Origin of the sequence: Allobosea sp. NPDC003192, assembly GCF_050275675.1 — a bacterium.
Taxonomy (GTDB): domain Bacteria; phylum Pseudomonadota; class Alphaproteobacteria; order Rhizobiales; family Beijerinckiaceae; genus Allobosea.
On record NZ_JBNNPK010000009.1, the window covers coordinates 208,088 to 227,024 of the forward strand.

The 18,937-nt window shown below is 66.6% G+C and carries 16 protein-coding genes; 8 read left to right on the plus strand and 8 right to left on the minus strand.

Annotated elements, in window-relative coordinates:
- Positions 1-86: 86 nt before the first annotated feature.
- On the minus strand, positions 87-1,001 hold the full coding sequence (locus ACQKLX_RS14840) for a LysR family transcriptional regulator (protein WP_427362324.1): 915 nt from the start codon (positions 999-1,001) through the stop codon (positions 87-89).
- A gap of 130 nt (positions 1,002-1,131) precedes the next feature.
- Here ACQKLX_RS14840 and ACQKLX_RS14845 point away from each other — a divergent pair, with 130 nt between their 5' ends.
- Positions 1,132-2,100 carry an MBL fold metallo-hydrolase gene (locus ACQKLX_RS14845; protein WP_427362325.1) on the plus strand — a complete coding sequence of 323 codons (969 nt, stop codon included), beginning with the start codon at positions 1,132-1,134 and terminating at the stop codon, positions 2,098-2,100.
- 197 nt (positions 2,101-2,297) lie between these two features.
- Positions 2,298-2,579 (plus strand): hypothetical protein, encoded by a 282-nt coding sequence (locus tag ACQKLX_RS14850; protein WP_427362326.1) that lies wholly within the window; start codon positions 2,298-2,300, stop codon positions 2,577-2,579.
- A 22-nt stretch (positions 2,580-2,601) separates the two neighbouring features.
- Here the strand turns inward: ACQKLX_RS14850 and ACQKLX_RS14855 are convergent, their stop codons facing one another.
- Both ACQKLX_RS14855 and ACQKLX_RS14860 read right to left on the minus strand, forming a co-directional pair.
- On the minus strand, positions 2,602-2,793 hold the full coding sequence (locus tag ACQKLX_RS14855; protein WP_427362327.1) for a hypothetical protein: 192 nt from the start codon (positions 2,791-2,793) through the stop codon (positions 2,602-2,604).
- A 477-nt stretch (positions 2,794-3,270) separates the two neighbouring features.
- A complete protein-coding gene (locus ACQKLX_RS14860; RefSeq protein ID WP_427362328.1) occupies positions 3,271-4,539 on the minus strand; it encodes a cell wall hydrolase in 1,269 nt (422 codons plus the stop codon).
- A 232-nt stretch (positions 4,540-4,771) separates the two neighbouring features.
- Between ACQKLX_RS14860 and ACQKLX_RS14865 the strand changes: the two genes are divergently transcribed.
- Positions 4,772-6,445: an acyl-CoA dehydrogenase family protein gene (locus tag ACQKLX_RS14865; protein ID WP_427362329.1), complete on the plus strand. Its 1,674-nt coding sequence runs from the start codon at positions 4,772-4,774 to the stop codon at positions 6,443-6,445.
- Positions 6,446-6,458: 13 nt separating this feature from the next.
- On the opposite strand, the gene ACQKLX_RS14870 is transcribed toward ACQKLX_RS14865, so the two are convergent.
- The 4 genes from ACQKLX_RS14870 to ACQKLX_RS14885 all read right to left on the minus strand — a co-directional run bounded on the left by ACQKLX_RS14870 (position 6,459) and on the right by ACQKLX_RS14885 (position 10,053).
- Entirely contained in the window at positions 6,459-6,977 is a 519-nt protein-coding gene (locus tag ACQKLX_RS14870) for a winged helix DNA-binding protein (RefSeq protein WP_427362330.1), read from the minus strand.
- A gap of 204 nt (positions 6,978-7,181) precedes the next feature.
- Complete coding sequence (locus ACQKLX_RS14875; RefSeq protein WP_427362331.1) at positions 7,182-8,168, minus strand: TRAP transporter substrate-binding protein; 987 nt, start codon at positions 8,166-8,168, stop codon at positions 7,182-7,184.
- A gap of 32 nt (positions 8,169-8,200) precedes the next feature.
- Entirely contained in the window at positions 8,201-9,505 is a 1,305-nt protein-coding gene (locus ACQKLX_RS14880) for a TRAP transporter large permease (RefSeq protein WP_427362332.1), read from the minus strand.
- Positions 9,505-10,053: a TRAP transporter small permease gene (locus tag ACQKLX_RS14885; protein ID WP_427362333.1), complete on the minus strand. Its 549-nt coding sequence runs from the start codon at positions 10,051-10,053 to the stop codon at positions 9,505-9,507. Before ACQKLX_RS14885 ends, ACQKLX_RS14880 begins: the two co-directional genes overlap by 1 nt.
- A 234-nt stretch (positions 10,054-10,287) precedes the next feature.
- On the opposite strand from ACQKLX_RS14885, the gene ACQKLX_RS14890 reads away from it, so the two are divergent.
- Positions 10,288-13,887, plus strand: a complete 3,600-nt coding sequence (locus tag ACQKLX_RS14890) for a hydantoinase B/oxoprolinase family protein (RefSeq protein ID WP_427362334.1) — start codon at positions 10,288-10,290, stop codon at positions 13,885-13,887.
- Between the two features lie 34 nt (positions 13,888-13,921).
- Positions 13,922-14,617, plus strand: coding sequence for an SDR family oxidoreductase (locus ACQKLX_RS14895; protein WP_427362335.1), 696 nt, complete (start codon positions 13,922-13,924; stop codon positions 14,615-14,617).
- 3 nt (positions 14,618-14,620) lie between these two features.
- Here the strand turns inward: ACQKLX_RS14895 and ACQKLX_RS14900 are convergent, their stop codons facing one another.
- On the minus strand, positions 14,621-15,238 hold the full coding sequence (locus ACQKLX_RS14900) for a LysE family translocator (RefSeq protein WP_427362336.1): 618 nt from the start codon (positions 15,236-15,238) through the stop codon (positions 14,621-14,623).
- Between the two features lie 90 nt (positions 15,239-15,328).
- On the opposite strand from ACQKLX_RS14900, the gene ACQKLX_RS14905 reads away from it, so the two are divergent.
- The 3 genes from ACQKLX_RS14905 (at position 15,329) to ACQKLX_RS14915 (ending at position 18,879) form a co-directional block, all read left to right on the plus strand.
- The gene (locus ACQKLX_RS14905; RefSeq protein ID WP_427362337.1) at positions 15,329-15,913 is read left to right on the plus strand and encodes a GNAT family N-acetyltransferase; all 585 of its coding nucleotides are present in this window, start codon (positions 15,329-15,331) and stop codon (positions 15,911-15,913) included.
- A 130-nt stretch (positions 15,914-16,043) separates the two neighbouring features.
- Positions 16,044-17,720, plus strand: coding sequence for a methyl-accepting chemotaxis protein (locus tag ACQKLX_RS14910; protein ID WP_427362352.1), 1,677 nt, complete (start codon positions 16,044-16,046; stop codon positions 17,718-17,720).
- Between the two features lie 67 nt (positions 17,721-17,787).
- Positions 17,788-18,879 carry an ATP-dependent DNA helicase gene (locus ACQKLX_RS14915; protein WP_427362338.1) on the plus strand — a complete coding sequence of 364 codons (1,092 nt, stop codon included), beginning with the start codon at positions 17,788-17,790 and terminating at the stop codon, positions 18,877-18,879.
- The last annotated feature ends 58 nt before the right edge of the window (positions 18,880-18,937 follow it).

Consider the following 18,937-nt stretch of genomic DNA (forward strand, 5'->3'; position numbering starts at 1 on the left):
GTGAATGGAGTACTGAAGGAACGCGCGGGCGACGGAATTGTTCGGCGGAAAAACGCGGCGCCGGCGAATGCCGGCCCTGCCAATCGTCAAGCACGCCGGGGGCCGCGCCCAGCCAGCCGCGCGCGCAGGCGCGGCGTCGCCCAATCCAGGAAGGCGCGGACCTTCTGGCTGCGCAAGCCGCCCTCGGCATAGGCCAGGCTGATCGGCAGCGGCGTCGGCGCGAAATCCTCCAGAACCGCTTCGAGGGCGCCGTGCCGGAGCTGCTCTTCGACCTGATAGGACAGCACGCGCACGAGGCCGAACCCGGCGAGGGCCGCATCGATGGCCGCCGCCGTCGAATTCACCGACAGGCGCGCCCTGGGCTCCTCGCCAAGGGCCGGATTGTCGCCGCGATAGCGCCATTCCGGCGTGACGGCAAAGCCGCGGAACGAGATGCCGTCATGATCCTTGAGATCATCCGGCATTCGCGGCCGGCCGCGGCGGGCGAGATAGGCCGGGCTGGCGCAGATCACGCGGCGGACCTCGCCGACCTTCGCCGCGATCAATCCGCCGCTGTCGAGATGGCCGATCCGCACCGCGACATCGATATGCTCGTCCACGAGGCTGATCTGCCTGTCCTCGAGATGCAGCTTGAGCGAGATCTCCGGGTTCTGCTCCAGGAAGGCGAGGGCGACCGGCAGGACATGACGCTGGCCGAACAATGTCGGCGCCGTGACGCGCAGTTCGCCGCGAGGCGCGCTGTATTCGCCGGCGGCGATGCGCTCGGCTTCCTCGACCTGTTCGAGAATCCGCCGGCTGGCTTCGAGATAGGCAAGGCCCGCTTCGGTCAGCTCCGCCCCGCGACGGGTGCGCAGCATCAATTTCGCCCGTAGATGCGCTTCGAGATCGGCGATCTTTCGGCTGACGGTCGCGAGCGGCATGTGCAGCTTGCGCGCCGCCGCCGACAGGCTCCCGGCCTCCACCACCGCGAGCAGCACCGCCATGGCGTCGAGACGATCCATCAGCCTTCCATAATTTGGGAGGGTATCTCCATGAGATGTCCATAGCACTATAATAACGGGAGGAATACGTCGCTCTCCATGGAGGCGCTGCTTGTGGCGTCTCGCGCTCGGATGAGTTCAGGAGCTGGCGATGACCGGTCTTTCACGCAGGGGATTTTCGTTCGGCCTCCCGGCCTTGGCGGCCGCCGGCGCGGCCTTGCCGTCGACCGGCCTGGCGCAAGCGCCGGCCGCAGCCGGGCGCTCCGTGGATCAGCTGCCGCTGGCGCAGATCAGCATCGGGCGCTTCAAGGTGACGGCGCTGAGCGACGGCTATGTCGACATGCCCTACGAATACTTCCCCGGCCGCTCTGCAGCCGAGGTCGAAGCCCTGGCCAAGGCGCAGTTCTCGGTACGGGCTGGCGGTGTGCGGTTCATGTTCAACCAGTACCTGATCGAGGATGGCCGTAGCCGCATCCTGATTGACGCCGGCCCGGGCGGCACGATCGGCCAGTCGGGCAAGCTGCCGGCGGGGCTCGGGGCGCTCGGTCTCGACCGCGGCGGGATCGACGCGGTGATCGTTACCCATATGCATCAGGACCATATTGGCGGCCTCGTCGCCGGCGGGCAGGCCAATTTCGCCAAGGCCGAGATCTATGTCGACCGGCGCGAGCTGGCGCACTGGACCGATCCGGCAACACGCTCAGCTTCGCCTGCCTATCTCCAGAACGGCATCAAGCTCGCAGGTGAGGTCGCTCGGCTCTATCCCAAGGTCCAGGCGATCGACGGCGAACGCGAGATCGTCCCCGGCGTCTCGATCGTCGATCTCGCCGGCCACACCCCCGGCCATATCGGCGTGCGCATCGCCGATGCCGACCAGAGCCTGATCATGGCCGGCGATATGCTCTTCCCGGTCGTCCACCCAGCCGGGCTCAACGTGAACTTCCTGTTCGAGCAGGACCGCCCGGCGGCGCAGGCGATGCGCCGGCGCTTCTTCCAGCGCGCGGCCGGCGAAGGCGCCTTGATCGCCGCGACCCATATGCCGTTCCCGGGCCTCGGCCGCGTCGTCGCCGAGCAGGGCCAATATCGCTGGCTGCCGGCGGCTTGGGCTTTCCAGGACTAGAGGCGGGCGATCGACCTTCATGCACGGATGGCAGGCGAGGCCGGGTTCAGTCCCGGCCTTGCTTTTTCCACCGGTCTGCGGCGCGATTTCAGGGCTGCGGGCGGGAAATCGGCAAACCGCTAAAATGCCAGCCAAATCCGTATCGGTCGGCAAACGGGCAGCGGGCTAGGGAGGGATATCACAGCCCAGAACAGGCCATGACGTACTCAGCGCAAGACATCACGAACGCCCTCCTGCGGATCAAGGAGGACGGTTTCGTCCTCGATAACGACGCCTTCGGCTACGCCGCGATCAGATGGGATTCACGCCGGCTCCGGCGCGACCTTCGCGAAGCCGGCTATGCCGGCCCCCAGCTCCTCCAGGGCCGGATGACGAACGAGGGCGAGGACATCTGCTGGCTCTACGATCCCGACAAGGTCGCGAAGGGCGAGGTCGACAGCCTTGCAGCAGCGCGGCACTCGGCACTCTACGGCGAATAATCGCTGCATAGAGGCTGGGCGGCTATCGTCCCCGCTGCGTTCGGCCGAGCGCGGCGACTTCTTGCTCGAGCGCTGCCGCCTGGCCGTCATAATCGCTCGCCATCGCGGTCAGGCGGGCTGCGGCTTCGCTATCGCAGGCCGTATCGGCCCAGCGGCGGCACATGAACGCCTTCACACGCAAGGCCTGAGCCTGCCGAACTCTGTCGTGGTCCATGATGCGCTCCAACACACCAGATCGCCATGCAGCTTGCGAGCGTCAGAGACGAAAACGCTTCTGTCGCGGGAGTGATCACGCGAGCTTGCACCGCTTGAAACAGTTTACTGTCCAAGTTGGCTTTCGGATGCACAGGCCGAAATCAAAAAGCTTCGATCTACCCTGACGCGGCTGCTTGTCGCCTTTGACCTCACCTTACTATTCGACCAAAAAAGCGCTACGGCATGTTATTGGTAGCGTTAATTGCGGGCCTAGGAAATAAATTCTGGCGAATATTAATCATATTTAATAATGAAATATATGATTGGCTCACCTTTGGTGTGCGGATGTCACAACGAAATAGTGATCGAGTCGATTTGACGAGCAGAATCTGCGTTTGCCACGTACAGATCGTCGATGGAAGGTCAATGAGTGCGCTTGGTCACTCGTTGTAGCAGTCAATGATTGTCGTGTCTGCCGGTTAGACCGAGGTGTCAGCTATGTCTGACCCGGCCGCAGCTTGTAGAAGACATGCCGGCCGATCGTGTCCATCTTCTTCAGCTTGCGGGCCCAGTAGGGCCGGACATAGTCGGCGTGGTAGTGGGTCGAGGCGCCGACATCGGCGAGGTAAGTCGTGCCGTCATAGACCTCGCGGGCGATGCGGACCGCGTCGCGCCATGGGCCGGGCTCGGTGATGCGCAGCGACTTGCCCTCGCAGGCGAAGGTGAACTGGCAGGCGAGGTGGCGGCTGGCGTTCTGGTAGACCGCGCCGCAGACCGTGTTCGGGTAGAGCCCGCTCTTGACCCGGTTGAGCACCACCTGCGCCACTGCGGCGCGGCCCTGCTCGCCCTCCGAGCGCGCCTCGAAATAGACGGCCTCGGCCAGGCAGCGCTGCTCCTTGGCCATGTTCTCCGGCGCGATCAGGCTGGTGTAGATCTGCTTCTCGGCGGGGTCGACGGTGCGCAGATCGGTGGTCGGCGCGCGTTCCGCCTTGGCGACGCGGCTGCGCGATTTCGGCTCGGCGGCGACGGGCGCCATCTGCATCGGCGTCGAGGAGGCCGACCCGGCGCGGCCGGTGGCTGCCGGCGTGCCGGAGGACTGGCCGAGCGCAGCGGGGACGGCAGGTGTTGCGCCGTCGGGGTTGCTCAGGGCGAGTTCGCCATGGCGCGGCGAGCCGGTGCCCTTCGGCATGGCCGTCGGCGATGAATCGGACAGGGCCGGGTCGGTGACGCCCTCGTCGCGCAGGAAGGGCTCGAAGCCGAGCGGCGGCTCGTCCTGGCTCTCCAGCGCCTCGAGCGAGAACCCCCCCGAGATCAGCCCGGGCTGGGTGTCGCCGAAGACGACGCTTTCAAGCTCGCCGGGCGGGCCGTTGCGGGTAATGGTCGGGCGAAGGCCGACGAGCGGGTCGCCCTTGCTGCTGCGGTCGACCTGCGGGAAGGCGCTGGCCGAGCGCTTCATATCCTCGCGCGGCTGGCGCGGATCAATCGCGAAGGTCCGCTCGGGCGTCTCGAAGGAGAGACGCGCCGGCTGGATCAGGCGGGCATAGGCGCGCTCGGGCATATGGAAGGCGCTGGCCGCCACGAGCAGGGACGGGCCCTCGGCGAGATCGGAGAGCGCGCCGGGGGCGGTGCGCGCGATCAGCGAGCCCGGCGGGCCGAGCGTATCCGGCTTCTGGCCGGCCGAGGCGGTGAAGGAGACCAGCATGCCGGCCGAAAGCGCCCAGGGCGCGACCGTCGCCAGCGCCCAGCGCAGACGGTGCCAGCTCATTCGCTTCGATCGCCGACGCAGACGCAACTGACCAGAGCCCTCGTATCCGAAAGACCAGAGATGAGTGGCCGCGACTATGGATGATGCAAATTCGCGACAGTTCGATAATCCCTTGTCAGGGTTGAAGGGGGGTTAACGCGCAGGCTCCTGCCGTCGCGCCTCTCCGCCAAAAGACGGCTTTCGCGATCGGCGATTCTTCCCTTATGCTGCGCCGCAACAAAGGGAGAGAGACATGACCGCCACCGCCCTCAAGGCCGATTCCGAAGCGAATGCCGTCGCGTTGATCGCTGCCGCCTTGCCCGGTTTCGAGGCCTTGCTGGAGGAGGCCATCGCTGCCGTCCGGCAGAAGGTGCTGGTCGAGGGCCGCATCTCCTCGGCCAAGCTGGAGCAGGAGCAGCACGCCGCCCATGGCCTCTCCTGGCTCGCCACTTATGTGATGGCGCTGCGCGAGCTGAAAGCCTATGGCGAGCGCCTGCAGGCCGAGGATCGCTACGGCGCGATCGAGGATTACGCCATACGGATCGGCGCCGGCGAATATGCGGCCCAGATCTTCGGCGGTATCCCGATGAGCCAGGGCGAGATCGTTCGCCTGCCGACGCTCGGCCTCTCCGCCAAGGCCGTCGCCGCAGCCTGCTCGGACGCGGCCGAGCAACTGATCGCCGAGGGCAATACGCCGGAGAACCGCGCCCGTTTCGTCGCCCTGTTCAGCCAGAGTCAGGGCCTCGCCAGCGTCGGAGATCCCGGCCTCGACGAGACGCTCGAGGCGATCCGCTCCGAGATGCGCCGCTTCTGCGAGCAGCAGGTGACGCCGCATGCGCATGAATGGCACCTGCAGAACGAATACATCCCGCTGCCGGTGGTCGAGCAGATGGCCGAGCTTGGCGTCTTCGGCCTGACCATCCCCGAGGAATTCGGCGGCATGGGCCTCAGCAAGGTCTCGATGTGCGTCGTTTCCGAGGAGCTGTCGCGCGGCTATATCGGCGTCGGCTCGCTCGGCACCCGCTCCGAGATCGCCGCCGAGCTGATCCTCAACGGCGGCACCGACGAGCAGAAGGCCTATTGGTTGCCGAAGATCGCTTCGGGCGAGATCCTGCCGACCGCTGTCTTCACCGAGCCGAACACTGGTTCCGACCTCGCATCGCTGCGCACCAAGGCGGTGAAGGACGGTGACGTCTGGAAGGTCTATGGCAACAAGACCTGGATCACCCATCCCGTCCGCGCCGACATCATGACGCTGCTGGTCCGCACCGATCCCGACGCACCGGGATATCGCGGCCTCTCCATGCTGATCGCCGAGAAGCCGCGCGGCACCGATGCCGAGCCGTTCCCGGTCGAGGGGCTGACCGGCGGCGAGATCGAGGTGCTCGGCTATCGCGGCATGAAGGAATACGAGCTTGCCTTCGACGGCTTCGAGGTCAAGGGCGAGAACCTGCTCGGCGGTGTCGAGGGCCAGGGCTTCAAGCAGCTGATGCAGACCTTCGAGGCGGCCCGCATCCAGACCGCGGCGCGCGCGCTCGGCGTCGCACAATCGGCCTTCGATCTCGGTCTGCGCTATGCCCAGGAGCGCATCCAGTTCGGCAAGCCGTTGATCGCCTTCCCGCGTGTCGCCGACAAGCTCGCCATGATGGCGGCCGAACTCGTCATCGCCCGCCAGCTCACCTATTTCGCCGCGCGCGAGAAGGATGCCGACCGGCGCTGCGATCTGGAAGCGGGCATGGCCAAGCTCTTGGGCGCCCGTGTCGCCTGGGCGGCGGCCGACAACGCCCTGCAGATCCATGGCGGCAACGGCTTTGCGCTGGAATACCCGGTCAGCCGTGTGCTCTGCGACGCCCGCATCCTCAACATCTTCGAGGGCGCGGCCGAGATCCAGGCGCAGGTGATCGCACGACGGTTGGTGGAGGGGTGAGGAAAGGTCTCGCCTAGAGACTAGCTGCCGCCCGTGCCGCCTGGTCGTATTGGCCCGACAGCGAGCGCATCGCAGCGGCGATCTCCGAGAGGCGGGCCGGGTCGAGGCCCGTCGCCAGCACCGATCTGACCAGGAGCTGCTCGCGGATCTGGGCGTAGCGCTTGCAGGCGTCCTCGCCAGCCGGGGTGATCGCGACGGTCTTCTCCTTGCCCTTGCGCCCGCTCTTCAGGAGTTTCAGGCGCTCGAGCTTCTTCAGCGAATAGTTCACCAAATGCGTGTCCTCGATGTTGAGGACGAGGCAGATGTCGGCGAGGCGCTTGGCCTTGCCGCGATGGTTGACGTTGTGCAGGACGAGCACGTCCATCGGCGTCAGCTCGGGAACGCCGGCAGCGGTCATGCAGCGCAGCATCCAGCGCTGGAAGGCATGCACCGTCATCGTCAGCGCGAACTCGAACTCCGACAGCGCCGGCATCGCGCCCGAGGCGAGATGGCCGGAGGAGACGATCGGGCCGAGGTCGTCGGAAGGGTGCATGGTCGCGTTCACCGAAGGGCGCGGGGAACCCTCTCCTGTAAGGAGAGGGTAGGGTGAGGTGTAGACGATTGGACCAGCTCCGCGAGGCCTGACCGCGCGGTCAGGTTCCTGCCAACGTTTCCAGTCCGAACACCTCACCCCTGCCCCTCTCCTTTCAGGAGAGGGGTTCTGTTGTGGTTCCCGCACTGACGCGGGAGCCCGCCTTCACATCTTCTTGTAGGCGTCGACGATCGCCTGGCCGTCGGCGCCGGCCTTCTTCAGCCAGTCGGCGGTCAGGCTCTCGCCCGCCTTCTTGAAACCGGCGGCGAGCGCGGCGGAGGGGGCCTGCACCTTCATGCCCTTGGCCTTGAGCTGGTCGAGATACCAGTTGGTCTTCTCTTCCCACATCTTCCAGCCGCGCGCCTCGGCCGTCGCGGCGGCCTTCAGGATCGCCTCCTGCGTCGGCTTGTCGAGCGCGTCGAAGGCGGCCTTGTTGACGAAGGTGGCGTCCTTCGGGATCCAGGCCTGGACGTCGTAGAAATGCGTCAACGTCTCCCAGGCCTTGGAATCGTAGCCGGTGCCGCCCGACGACATGAAGGAGTTGACCACGCCGGTCGCCAGCGCCTGCGGTAGCTCGGCCGCCTGGATCGTCACCGACTGCATGCCGAGGAGCTCGCCGAGGCGGGCGGTGCCGACATTATAGGCGCGCCATTTCAGGCCCTTCATGTCCTCGATCGTGTTGAGCTCCTTCTTGGTGTAGACGCCCTGCGGCGCCCACGGGACCATGAACAGCAGCTTGACGCCCTGGCTGTCGAGCTTCTTCTCGACCGCCGCCTTCGAGGCCTTGTAGAGCTTCAGCGAGTCCGCGAACGACGTCGCGAGGAACGGCACGACGTCGATGCCGAAGACCGGGTCCTCGTTCTCGTGCAGCGAGATCAGAACTTCGCCCATCTGGGCCTGGCCGCTGGCGACCGCGCGCTTGATCTCCGGCGCCTTGAATAGGGCCGCGCCGGGATGGACGGTGATCTGCAGCTTTCCGCCGGTCGCGGTCTCGACGTCCTTGGCGAACAGGACGAGGTTTTCCGAGTGCGGATTGTCGGCAGGGTAGGCCGCCGGCAGGTTCCACTTGGTCTGGGCGGAAGCCGGGGCGGCGAGCGCGAAGGCGCTGCAGCCCAAAGCGAAGGCGGCGATGACGTTTCTGCGGTTGAACATGCGTTGTCCCTCTCTCTTGCTTGGTCTTGAACTCAATCTGGGAAAGCGAGCTTGGGCAGATACAGCACGATCTGCGGGAAGGTCGTGATGATCAGCACCGCGATGTTGAGCAGAATGAAGAATGGAAATGCTGCTTTCGCAACTGTCCAGGTGTCCTTGCCGCTCATGTTCTGCAGCACGAACAGGTTGAAGCCGACCGGCGGGGTGATCTGCGCCATCTCGACATGGATGACGAGGTAGACGCCGAACCAGACGAGGTCGAACCCGGCCTCCTTCACCATCGGCAGCACGATCACGGCCGTCAGCACGATCATCGAGATGCCGTCGATCAGGCAGCCGAGGATGATGTACATCACGGTCAGCGCCAGAACGAGCATGTGCGGCGAGAGCTGCTGGCCCTTGACCCATTCGGCCAGCGCGGCGGGAATGCCGGTGAAGCCCATTGCCGCCGTGCAGAAGGCCGCGCCTGCCAGGATCAGCATGATCATGCAAGTGAGGCGGGTCGCGCTCATGATGCTTTCGAGCAAGGCCGCCCAGGTCAGCGTGCCGCTCCACCAGGCGAGAAAGAGCGCGCCGGTGACGCCGAAGGCGGCGCATTCGGTCGCCGTGGCGAAGCCGAGGATCAGCGACAGGAAGACCGCAGCGATCAGCAGCAGGCAGGGAGCGAGCTTGGCTGACTGGCGCAGCTTCTCGCGGAACGGGATGGAAGGGTCACGCGGCGGCGTCTTGCCCGGGTTGAGCCACGACCAGATGATGACATAGCCCATATAGAGCGCCATCACGAGCAGGCCGGGCAGGAAGCCGCCAAGGAATACCTGCAGCACCGAGACGTTGGCGGTGACCGCGTAGACCACCATCGGAATCGACGGCGGGATCAGCAGGCCGAGCGTGCCGGAGCCGGCGAGCGTGCCGAGGCTGAGGCGCTCGTCATAGCCGCGCTTCTTGAGCTCCGGCAGGGCGATCTTGCCGATCGTGGCGACCGTCGCGGCCGACGAGCCCGACACCGCCGCGAAGATGCCGCAGCCGACGATGTTGGTGTGGATCAAACGGCCGGGCAGCCATTGCAGCCAGGGCGACAGGCCCTGGAACATCTGCTCGGACAGCCTCGTCCGGAACAGGATCTCGCCCATCCAGATGAACAGCGGCAGGGCGGCGAGCGTCCACGAGGCGGTCGCGCTCCAGACGGTGGTCGCCAGCACCTGTCCGATCGGGACATTGGTGACGAGGTTCATGGCCAGCAGGCCGACCAGGCCGAGGCCCACGGCGATCCAGACGCCGCTCGCCAGGATGCCGACGAGGAAGAGCAGCAGGACGAGCGAGAGTTCGGGCAGGGACATCAGACGCCTCCACCCTGCGCGACGCGCTCGACCAGTTCCTCGACCGATTTCGGCGGCTCGGGCTGGTAGGTCGGCCGTCCGCCGCGGGCGACGATGATTAACTCGTCGAGCAGCGCGATCAGCAGGATACCGAGCCCGATCACCATGGCGAGCTGTGGGATCCAGAGCGGAACCGAGACGACGCCGGTCGACATGTCGTCGAAGCGCCAGGAATCATGGGCGAGACGCCCGGTCTGCCAGGTGAAGTAGCCGATGAAGGCTGATGCGACTGTGAGCGAGACCAGTTCGGCGACCTGCCGGCTCCTGCCGTGGAGCCGCTCGATCAGCAGGCCGACGCGGATCATCTCGCCGCGTTTGAAAGTGTGGGCGAGGCCGAAAAAGGCCATTCCAACCAAGGCCCAGGAGGCGAAATCGTCGCCGGAGGGAATGTTGAAATTGATCTCGCGGCCGATCGACAGGAACATCATCAGCAGGAAGATCGCGACGAGGCTGATGCCGGAGAGCCAGCCGGAGATCAGATAGAGCGCGTCGAGGAAGCGGCGGATCATGCGCACGCCTCCGGACGACGTGCCGCCACGCCAGCCGATTGCGCCATGCGCAAAGCAGCGGTTGCCAGGACCGGTCCCGTCATGAAAGCCTCCCCTATGATCGGCCCGGCCCCTCAGCCATGTCCCGATCTCTAACATCGATCCTAATCGTCGAAATGGGCTTGTCAACGTTTCATCGACGATTTATCGATGAATTGTCAAAAAGCCTTCCTGGCCAATAAATCGGGGGATCGGATGATGAGCGGCCGTTGGGACTTCTGGATCGACCGTGGCGGCACCTTCACCGACGTGATCGGCCGTGATCCTGCAGGCAAACTTTATGCCCGCAAGCTGCTTTCCGAGAATCCCGGCGCCTACCGCGACGCCGCGGTGCAGGGCATCCGCGATCATCTGAGCCTGAAGACCGGCGAGCCGATCCCGGCCGGCACCGTCGGCGAGGTCCGCATGGGCACGACGGTCGCGACCAATGCGCTGCTCGAGCGCAAGGGTGACCGCACCCTGCTCGTGACCACCAAGGGGTTCCGCGATGCGCTGCGCATCGGCTACCAGGCCCGGCCCGACATCTTCGCCAAGGAGATCATCAAGCCCGAGCAGCTCTACGATGCCGTGGTCGAGATCGAGGAGCGCGTCCTCGCCGACGGCTCTGTCGAGAAAGCGGCCGACGAAGCCACGATCCGCGCGGCGCTCAAGGCGCAGTACGAGGCCGGCTTCCGCGCCGTCGCGATCGCCTTCATGCACGGCTACCGTTATCCGGCGCATGAGCAGCTCGCCGCGAAGGTGGCCCGGGAGATCGGCTTCCCGCAGGTCTCGGTTAGCCATGAGGTCTCGCCGCTGATCAAGCTGGTCGGGCGCGGCGACACCGCCGTGGTCGACGCCTATCTCTCGCCGATCCTCGCCCGCTATGTCGCGCAGGTCTCGGAGGAGCTCGACATCGCCCGCACCGGCGCGCGGCTGATGTTCATGATGTCCTCGGGTGGCCTCACCGCTGCCGAGCTCTTCCAGGGCAAGGACGCGATCCTGTCGGGCCCGGCCGGCGGCGTCGTCGGCCTCGCCGAGACCGGCCGCTCGGCCGGCTTCGACAAGGTCATCGGCTTCGACATGGGTGGTACCTCGACCGACGTCGCCCATTTCGACGGCGAGTATGAGCGCGCCTTCGAGACCGAGGTCGCCGGCGTGCGCATGCGCGCCCCGATGATGCTGATCCATACGGTTGCGGCAGGCGGCGGCTCGATCCTGCATTTCGACGGCTCGCGCTTCCGCGTCGGCCCCGATTCCGCCGGCGCCAATCCGGGTCCCGCCGCCTATCGCCGTGGCGGCCCGCTCGCCGTGACCGACGCCAATGTCATGGTCGGCAAGCTGATTCCGTCCTATTTCCCGGCGATCTTCGGCCCCAGCCAGGACCAGCCGCTCGATGTCGCGACGGTGCGCGAGAAGTTCGCCGCGCTCGCATCGGAGGTCGGTGACGGCCGTTCCCCGGAGGAGGTCGCCGACGGCTTCGTCCAGATCGCGGTCGCCAACATGGCCGAGGCGATCAAGAAGATCTCGGTCCAGCGCGGCTACGATATCACCCGCTATGCGCTGAATTCTTTCGGCGGCGCCGGCGGCCAGCATGCCTGCCTCGTCGCCGACGCGCTCGGCATCAAGACCGTGCTGCTGCATCCGTTCTCCGGCCTGCTCTCGGCCTATGGCATGGGCCTCGCCGAGATCCGCGCCACCCGCACCGCGGCGCTCGATGTGCCGCTGGATGCCGAGGCCAAGGCGGCGATCGGTGCGCTCGCCGACAGGCTCGGCGCAGAGGCGAAGGCCGAAGTCGCCGGGCAGGGCGTCGCGGAGGCCGACATCGCCATCCATGTCCGCGCCCATATCCGCTATGCCGGCACCGACACCGCGATCGCGACGCCGTTCGGCAGCCGCGCCGAGATGCAGGAGGCCTTCCAGGCGGCCCACAAGGCCCGCTTCGGCTTCATGGACGAGACCAAGGCGCTGGTGGTCGAAGCCGTCGAGGTCGAAGCCGTCGGCGGTGGCGCCCGCTTCGAGGAGGCGGCTTCCGCCGAGAACGCCGGCGAGCCCGAGGTCGCAGAGCGCACCCGCTTCTTCTCGAAGGGGCAGTGGCACGACGTGGCGATCGTCCGGCGCGAGGCTATGGCGCGGGGGCAGGGCATCGCCGGCCCGGCCATCGTGATCGAGCCGAACCAGACCGTCGTGGTCGAGGATGGCTGGACCGCCAGGCTCACCGCCAAGGACCATCTCGTCCTCACCCGCAGCAAGGCGCTGGTGCAGCAGGCGGCGATCGGCACCAAGGCCGACCCGGTCATGCTCGAGATCTTCAACAACCTGTTCATGTCGATCGCCGAGCAGATGGGCGTGACGCTGCAGAACACCGCCTATTCCGTGAACATCAAGGAGCGGCTCGACTTCTCCTGCGCCGTCTTCGACCAGACCGGCGCGCTCGTCGCCAACGCCCCTCATATGCCGGTGCATCTCGGCTCGATGGACCGCTCGGTCGAGACGGTGATCTCGAACAACCCGGTGATCCGCCCGGGCGACGTCTACTGCCTGAACGCGCCCTATAACGGCGGCACGCACCTGCCCGACATCACGGTCTGCACCCCGGTCTTCGACAACGAGGACAGGAACATCCTGTTCTGGGTGGCGAGCCGCGGCCATCATGCCGATGTCGGCGGCACCGCGCCGGGCTCGATGTCGCCGCTGGCGACCAATATCGAGGAAGAGGGCGTCTATATCGACAACTTCAAGATCGTCGATCAGGGCCGCTTCTGCGAGGAGGAGCTGGTCAAGCTCCTCACCGGCGCGCGCTATCCGGTCCGCAACGTCGTCCAGAACGTCAACGACCTGAAGGCGCAGATCGCCGCCAACGAGAAGGGCGTGGCCGAGCTGCGCAAGATGATTCGCTCCTTCGGCCTTGATGTGGTCCAGGCCTATATGGGCCATGTCCAGGACAACGCCGCCGAGAGCGTCGCACGCCTGCTGACCCGCCTGCATGACTCGGAATTCACCTATCCGATGGACCAGGGCTGCGCGATCAAGGTGAAGATCACCATCGACCGCGACAGGCGCGAGGCGACGGTCGACTTCACCGGCACCTCGCCGCAGCGGCCGGACAATTTCAACGCGCCGGCGCCCGTAACCCGCGCCGCCGTGCTCTATGTCTTCCGCGTCATGGTCGACGATGCGATCCCGATGAACGCCGGGTGCCTCAGGCCGATCAAGGTGATCGTGCCGGAAGGTTCGATGCTGGCGCCGCGTTATCCCGCTGCCGTCGTCGCCGGCAATGTCGAGGTCAGCCAAGCGGTGACCAACACGCTGTTCGGTGCGCTGGAGGCGATGTCGTCCTCGCAGGGTACGATGAACAACCTGACCTTCGGCAACGACCAGTACCAGTATTACGAGACGATCTGCTCGGGCTCGCCGGCCGGGCCGGGCTTCAACGGCACCTCCGGTGTCCATGTCCACATGACCAATTCGCGCCTGACCGATCCGGAGATTCTGGAGACGCGCTTCCCGGTCGTGCTGGAGGATTTCCACATCCGCGCCGGTTCGGGCGGCAAGGGCGAATGGAATGCCGGCGACGGCACCAGCCGCACCATCCGTTTCCTCAAGACGATGGACTGCGCCATCCTCGCCTCGCACCGCAAGGTCCGTCCCTTCGGCATGAAGGGTGGCGAGCCTGGCGAGTTGGGCAAGACGCTGGTGCGGCGGTTGTCCGGCGAGGTCGAGGAGCTGAAGCCATCAGACCAGACCCTGCTCCAGGCCGGCGAAGCGGTGACCGTGATCACGCCGACCGCCGGCGGCTATGGAAAGCGCAAGGGCTGAGGCATAGGTCTGGTCTTCGACACGGAGACCGACCATGCCCCAGACCTGGATGATCACCGGTGCCAATCGCGGCATCGGCCTGGCGTTGACGATGGAATTGCTGCGGCGGGGCGACCACGTCGTCGCCGCGGCGCGCGATCCCTGGGGTGGGGCGCTGGCGGAGCTCGCCGGCGTCCATGTCGGGCAACTGACCCCGCTCGAGCTCGACGTCACCTCCGACAGCAGCGTCGCGGCAGCCAAGCAGGCCTTCGACGGCCGGCCGATCGACGTGCTCGTCAACAATGCCGGCGTCTATGGGCCGCGTGACCGGCAGACGGCGCTCGACATGGACTTCAAGGCCTGGCGCGAGGTCTTCGAGGTCAATGTCTACGCTCCCTTGCGGGTGGCGCAGACCTTCCTGCCAAATGTCGAGGCGGGCTCGGGCCGCAAGATCGTGACGATATCGAGCCGCATGGGTTCGATCGGCAGCAATCCGTCCGGTGCCGTCGCCTATCGCTCCTCGAAGGCGGCGGTAAACATGGTGATGGTCGGCTTCGGCAATGCGGTGCGCGACAGCGAGGTCGCGGTGCTGCTCTTCCATCCCGGCTGGGTCCGCACCGACATGGGCGGCGGTGGAGCCGACATCCCGCCGACCGAGAGCGCCGCCGGGCTGATCGCTACGATCGACGCCTCTGGCATGGCTCAGACCAACAGCTTCCGCAACTGGAAGGGCGAGGAGATCCCCTGGTAGGTCTCAGTTCCCGCGGGTCGAGGCGAGCCAGAGCCCGCCGCCGATCAGGAAGCCGCCGCTGAACTTCGACATCAGGCGGACGCGCTTCTGTGACAGGAAGCGGCCGGCCCGGCCGGAGAGGATCGCATAGGCGCTGTCGCTGACCGCGGCGAACAGCATCGCGATCGCGCCCATGATCGCGATCTGCGTGGCGTAGTCGCGCCCCGGATCGAGGAATTGCGGGAAGAAGGCGCCGAAGAAGACCAGCGTCTTCGGGTTGCTGAGCGCCACCAGCAGCCCCTGCAGGAAGAAGCCGCCGCGCGGCGGTCGCGCCTCGGCCGCACCCTCGCCGATCTCGCCGGCACTGCGATACATTTTCCAGCCAAGCCAGATCAGATAGACGGCGCCGGCGAGTCTGACCCAGTCGAACCAGTGGCCCATTGCCGCGATCACCGAACTCAGGCCGATGCCGACGATCGCGATCATGATCACGAGCCCGGCCTGCGTTCCTGCCATGTTGAGAAGCCCGGCGCGGCTACCGTGCTTCAAGCTGTTGGCGATGATCAGCGTCACCGTCGGACCGGGCACGATCACGATGACGAAGCAGGCGACGAGATAGGCGGCGAACAGCTCGAATGACATGGGATACCTCCCGGCGGCTTGGCGGCCGCCTCGCAGGCGGCGCGTCATTCCTCTCTTGTTTGCGCTAGCCTGTCGAGAGAGGAGGGAGGGGTGGCGAGAGTAAACTTTCAGGTTGTCCCGTTGACGCCGGAGCATTGGCCGGCGCTGGAGGACCTCTTCGGCCCGCAAGGGCCCTGCTATGGCTGCTGGTGCAATCATTTCCGCATGCCGCCGAAGCTGCGCAAGCCGCTGCTCGGCGAGGGCGCGCGCCAGCTCTTTGAGGAGCGGGTGAAGAAGGGGCCGCCGCCGGGCGTGCTCGCCTTCGCCGGCGATCTCCCGGTCGGTTGGCTGCAGATCGGGCCCCGCGCCCATGTGCCCGAGTGGAACAATCCGCGCCGTGCCTCGACGCCGCTGCCGGATGCACCCGCCGAGGATGAGTGCAACTGGGCGGCCTCCTGCTTCTTCGTCCGCAAGGGCTTTCGCGGCCAGGGCGTCGCGGCGGCGCTGCTGGCTGGCGGGCTCGATTTCGCGCGGGAAAGCGGCGCGCGCCTGGTCGAGGCCGCGCCGATGGACAATGAGGCCAAGCGCAGCGCCGACGGGCTCTATGTCGGTCCCGAGAGCGTCTTCCAGCGTGCCGGCTTTGCCGTGGTCGCCACACGGAAGCCTGGCCGCCCGCTGATGCGGTTCGCATTCTGAGCGCGTGCGCGTGCGCCAGATCGTGTCAAGCGGAATATTTCAATTATTTTAGATGCTTAGCTGGCTCCGTTAAGGATCTGTTCGTCTCGCATTTGCGAAGGGTCTGCGCGCTGACGAGGCGGTGAAGACGATGCGGCCGTTCGGGCTTACAGCCAAGATCACAGTCCTGTTCGCGATCTTCGGGATCGCCGCCGCGCTCGGTCTGGCGAGCGCGGTCAGCGGGCTCGATTCCGTCCATGAGATCGACCGCGAGGCCTTCGCCGGGCAGCAGCTCGCCAACAAGGCGGCGCTGCTGTCGAGCCGGGTCGCACAGGCATCGCTTCTCAGCCGTTTCGATGATGTGAGCGAGCCGAGGGTGGTCCAGACGGCGCTCGACCAGCTCGACGAGGCGGTCGAGCTGGTCGATTCGGCGCGCGCCAATCTGACGTCGTCGCTGCCGGCCGCCCTCTTGCAGGTCAACGCATCGCTCGATCCGCGCATAAAGACCTTCATCGCCTTCCAGCGCGACATCGTCGATATCGGTCGGCGTATCTCGCCCAAGGCCGCGCTGATCGAGGCCTCTGCCGCCGAGGCGCGTGAGAATGTCCGCCAGATCATCGCGGCGACGGCGCGGCTGCGCGACGATCTCGATCGCCAGGCCGGCCTTGCCGCCAGCCGCGCCGGCGATCTGGCGAAGCAGGTCCGGCTGCGTGTGATCCTGATCGCCGCCGGGCTGCCGCTGGCGGGCGGGTTCCTGGCGATCCTGCTGCTGCGGACCTACCTCACCCGGCCGCTGCGTGTGTTGATGCAGACGATCGCCACGGTCACCTCCTCGGACCGGGTCGTCGAGGTGCCCTATGGCAAACGTCGTGACGAGATCGGCCAGCTCGCCCGTACGGTGCGCACGCTGAGCGAGGTGCGCGCCACTTTGGTCACGCGCGATGCCGAGGCCGATCTCTCTCAGCAGCACCAGCGGCGCCGGACCGAGGAGTTGCACAGGATCGCCCAGGAATTCGAGGCGCGCATCGGCCGCCTGCTCGCCGATATCGGCCGGCTGAGCGAAGGTCTTCGCGCGGCGCTCGCCGCATCGGCGACCCGGGCCGGGCAGATCTCGCTCAGCGGCGACGCTGCAGCACGAGCCGTGATGGGAGCCGGCGACGAAGCCGAGCGCATCGCCGATGCCGCCCTGCGGCTGGAGGAGGTCGTCGAGCAGATCAATCGCGAGGTCAGGCGGGTCTCCGAGACCGCGAGCCTCGCGACCCGCGACGCCGCCGGCACGGTCGGCCTCGTCGGCCGGCTGACCGAGAACGCCGGCAAGATCCGCGACGTCGTCCAGCTGATCGAGGCGATCGCGCGTCAGACCAACCTGCTCGCGCTCAACGCCACCATCGAGGCGGCGCGCGCCGGCGCGCATGGCCGCGGCTTTGCCATCGTCGCCAGCGAGGTGAAGGCGTTGGCGACGCAGACCGCCGATGCGACCGCGCAGATATCCGCCCGGATCGCGACCGTAGACGCGGCGCTTTCTCAAGCCGCTCAGGCAATCATGGGTATTGCCAACCGCGCCGGTGCGGTGGAGCAGGCGAGCACCGAGATCTCGACCATGGTCGCGTCGCATACCGGCCTGCTGCAGGGGCTGGGCGAGACCGTCGCGCGGATTTCGGTGGTCACCGGGCAGGCGGCTGCCGCCGTGAACACGATCGCCGGCGCCGGCGGCCAGACGACGGCCCATGCCGAGCAGGGCGCGAGTGGCGCCCGCCAGCTCGACGAGCGCATCTCGGCGCTGCAGGCGGAGGCTGACGAATTCGTCCGGCGCCTGCGCGCCGCCTGAACCGGCTTGCCTTGGCGGGCCGACTCGCGGCCTTGTGCGCCATGCCCAATAGCATGTGCATCTTCCCATGAGCTGGTCGCCGCAGCAGGACGCGGCGCTCGCCGCCGTGGCCGATTGGCTGAAGGCCGGCTCGCCACAACTCTTTCGTCTGTTCGGCTATGCCGGCACGGGCAAGACCACGCTCGCCCGTCATATCGCCGAGGGCGTCGACGGCACCGTCGTCTTCGCCGCCTTCACCGGCAAGGCGGCGTTGGTCCTGCGCAACAAGGGCTGCGAGGGCGCGCAGACCATCCATTCCTTGATCTACCGCTCGCGCGGGGTCGACGAGGAGAGCCCGACCTTCGTGCTCAACCGCGAGAGCACCGCCGCCAAGGCGAAGCTGATCATCATCGACGAGTGCTCGATGGTCGACGAGGAGCTCGGACGCGACCTGCTCTCCTTCGGCACGCCGGTGCTGGTGCTCGGCGATCCCGCGCAGTTGCCGCCGGTCAAGGGCGGCGGTTTCTTCACCGAGGCCGAGCCCGACGTGATGCTGACGGAGGTCCATCGCCAGGCGGCCGACAACCCGATCGTGCGCATGTCGATGATCGTGCGCGAGGGCGGGCGGCTCGAGGTCGGCGAGTATGGCGCCAGCCGGATCATCCGGCGCGCCGAGATCACGCCGGAAATCGTGCTCTCGGCCGATCAGGTGCTGGTCGGCCTCAACAAGACGCGTCGACAATACAATGCCCGCATGCGCCAGCTCATGGGCCATGTCGCCGACGTCCCGGCGGTCGGCGAGAAGCTGGTCTGCCTGCGCAATGATAAGAGCAAGGGCCTGCTCAATGGCGGCGCATGGATCGTGCAGGAGCTGAAGACCTCGAAGAAGGGGCTGGTCACCATGCGGGTGACGCCGGAGGACGATACCGGCGGCAAGCCGGTCAAGGTCTCGGTCATGCCCAATTTCTTCGACGGCACCGAGGACGAGGTGCCCTGGGAGCTGCGCCGCCATACCGACGAGTTCACCTTCGGCTACGCCCTCACCGTCCATAAGGCGCAGGGCTCGCAATGGGACAACATCGTCATGTTCGACGAGGCCTTCGCCTTCCGCGAGCACCGGGCCCGCTGGCTCTATACCGGCCTGACGCGCGCGGCAGAGACGATCACGGTGGTGATGTGAGCGTTTGGAATCTCCTGGAGCCCTCATTCTGAGGAGCCGTTCCCTTGGGAACGGCTCC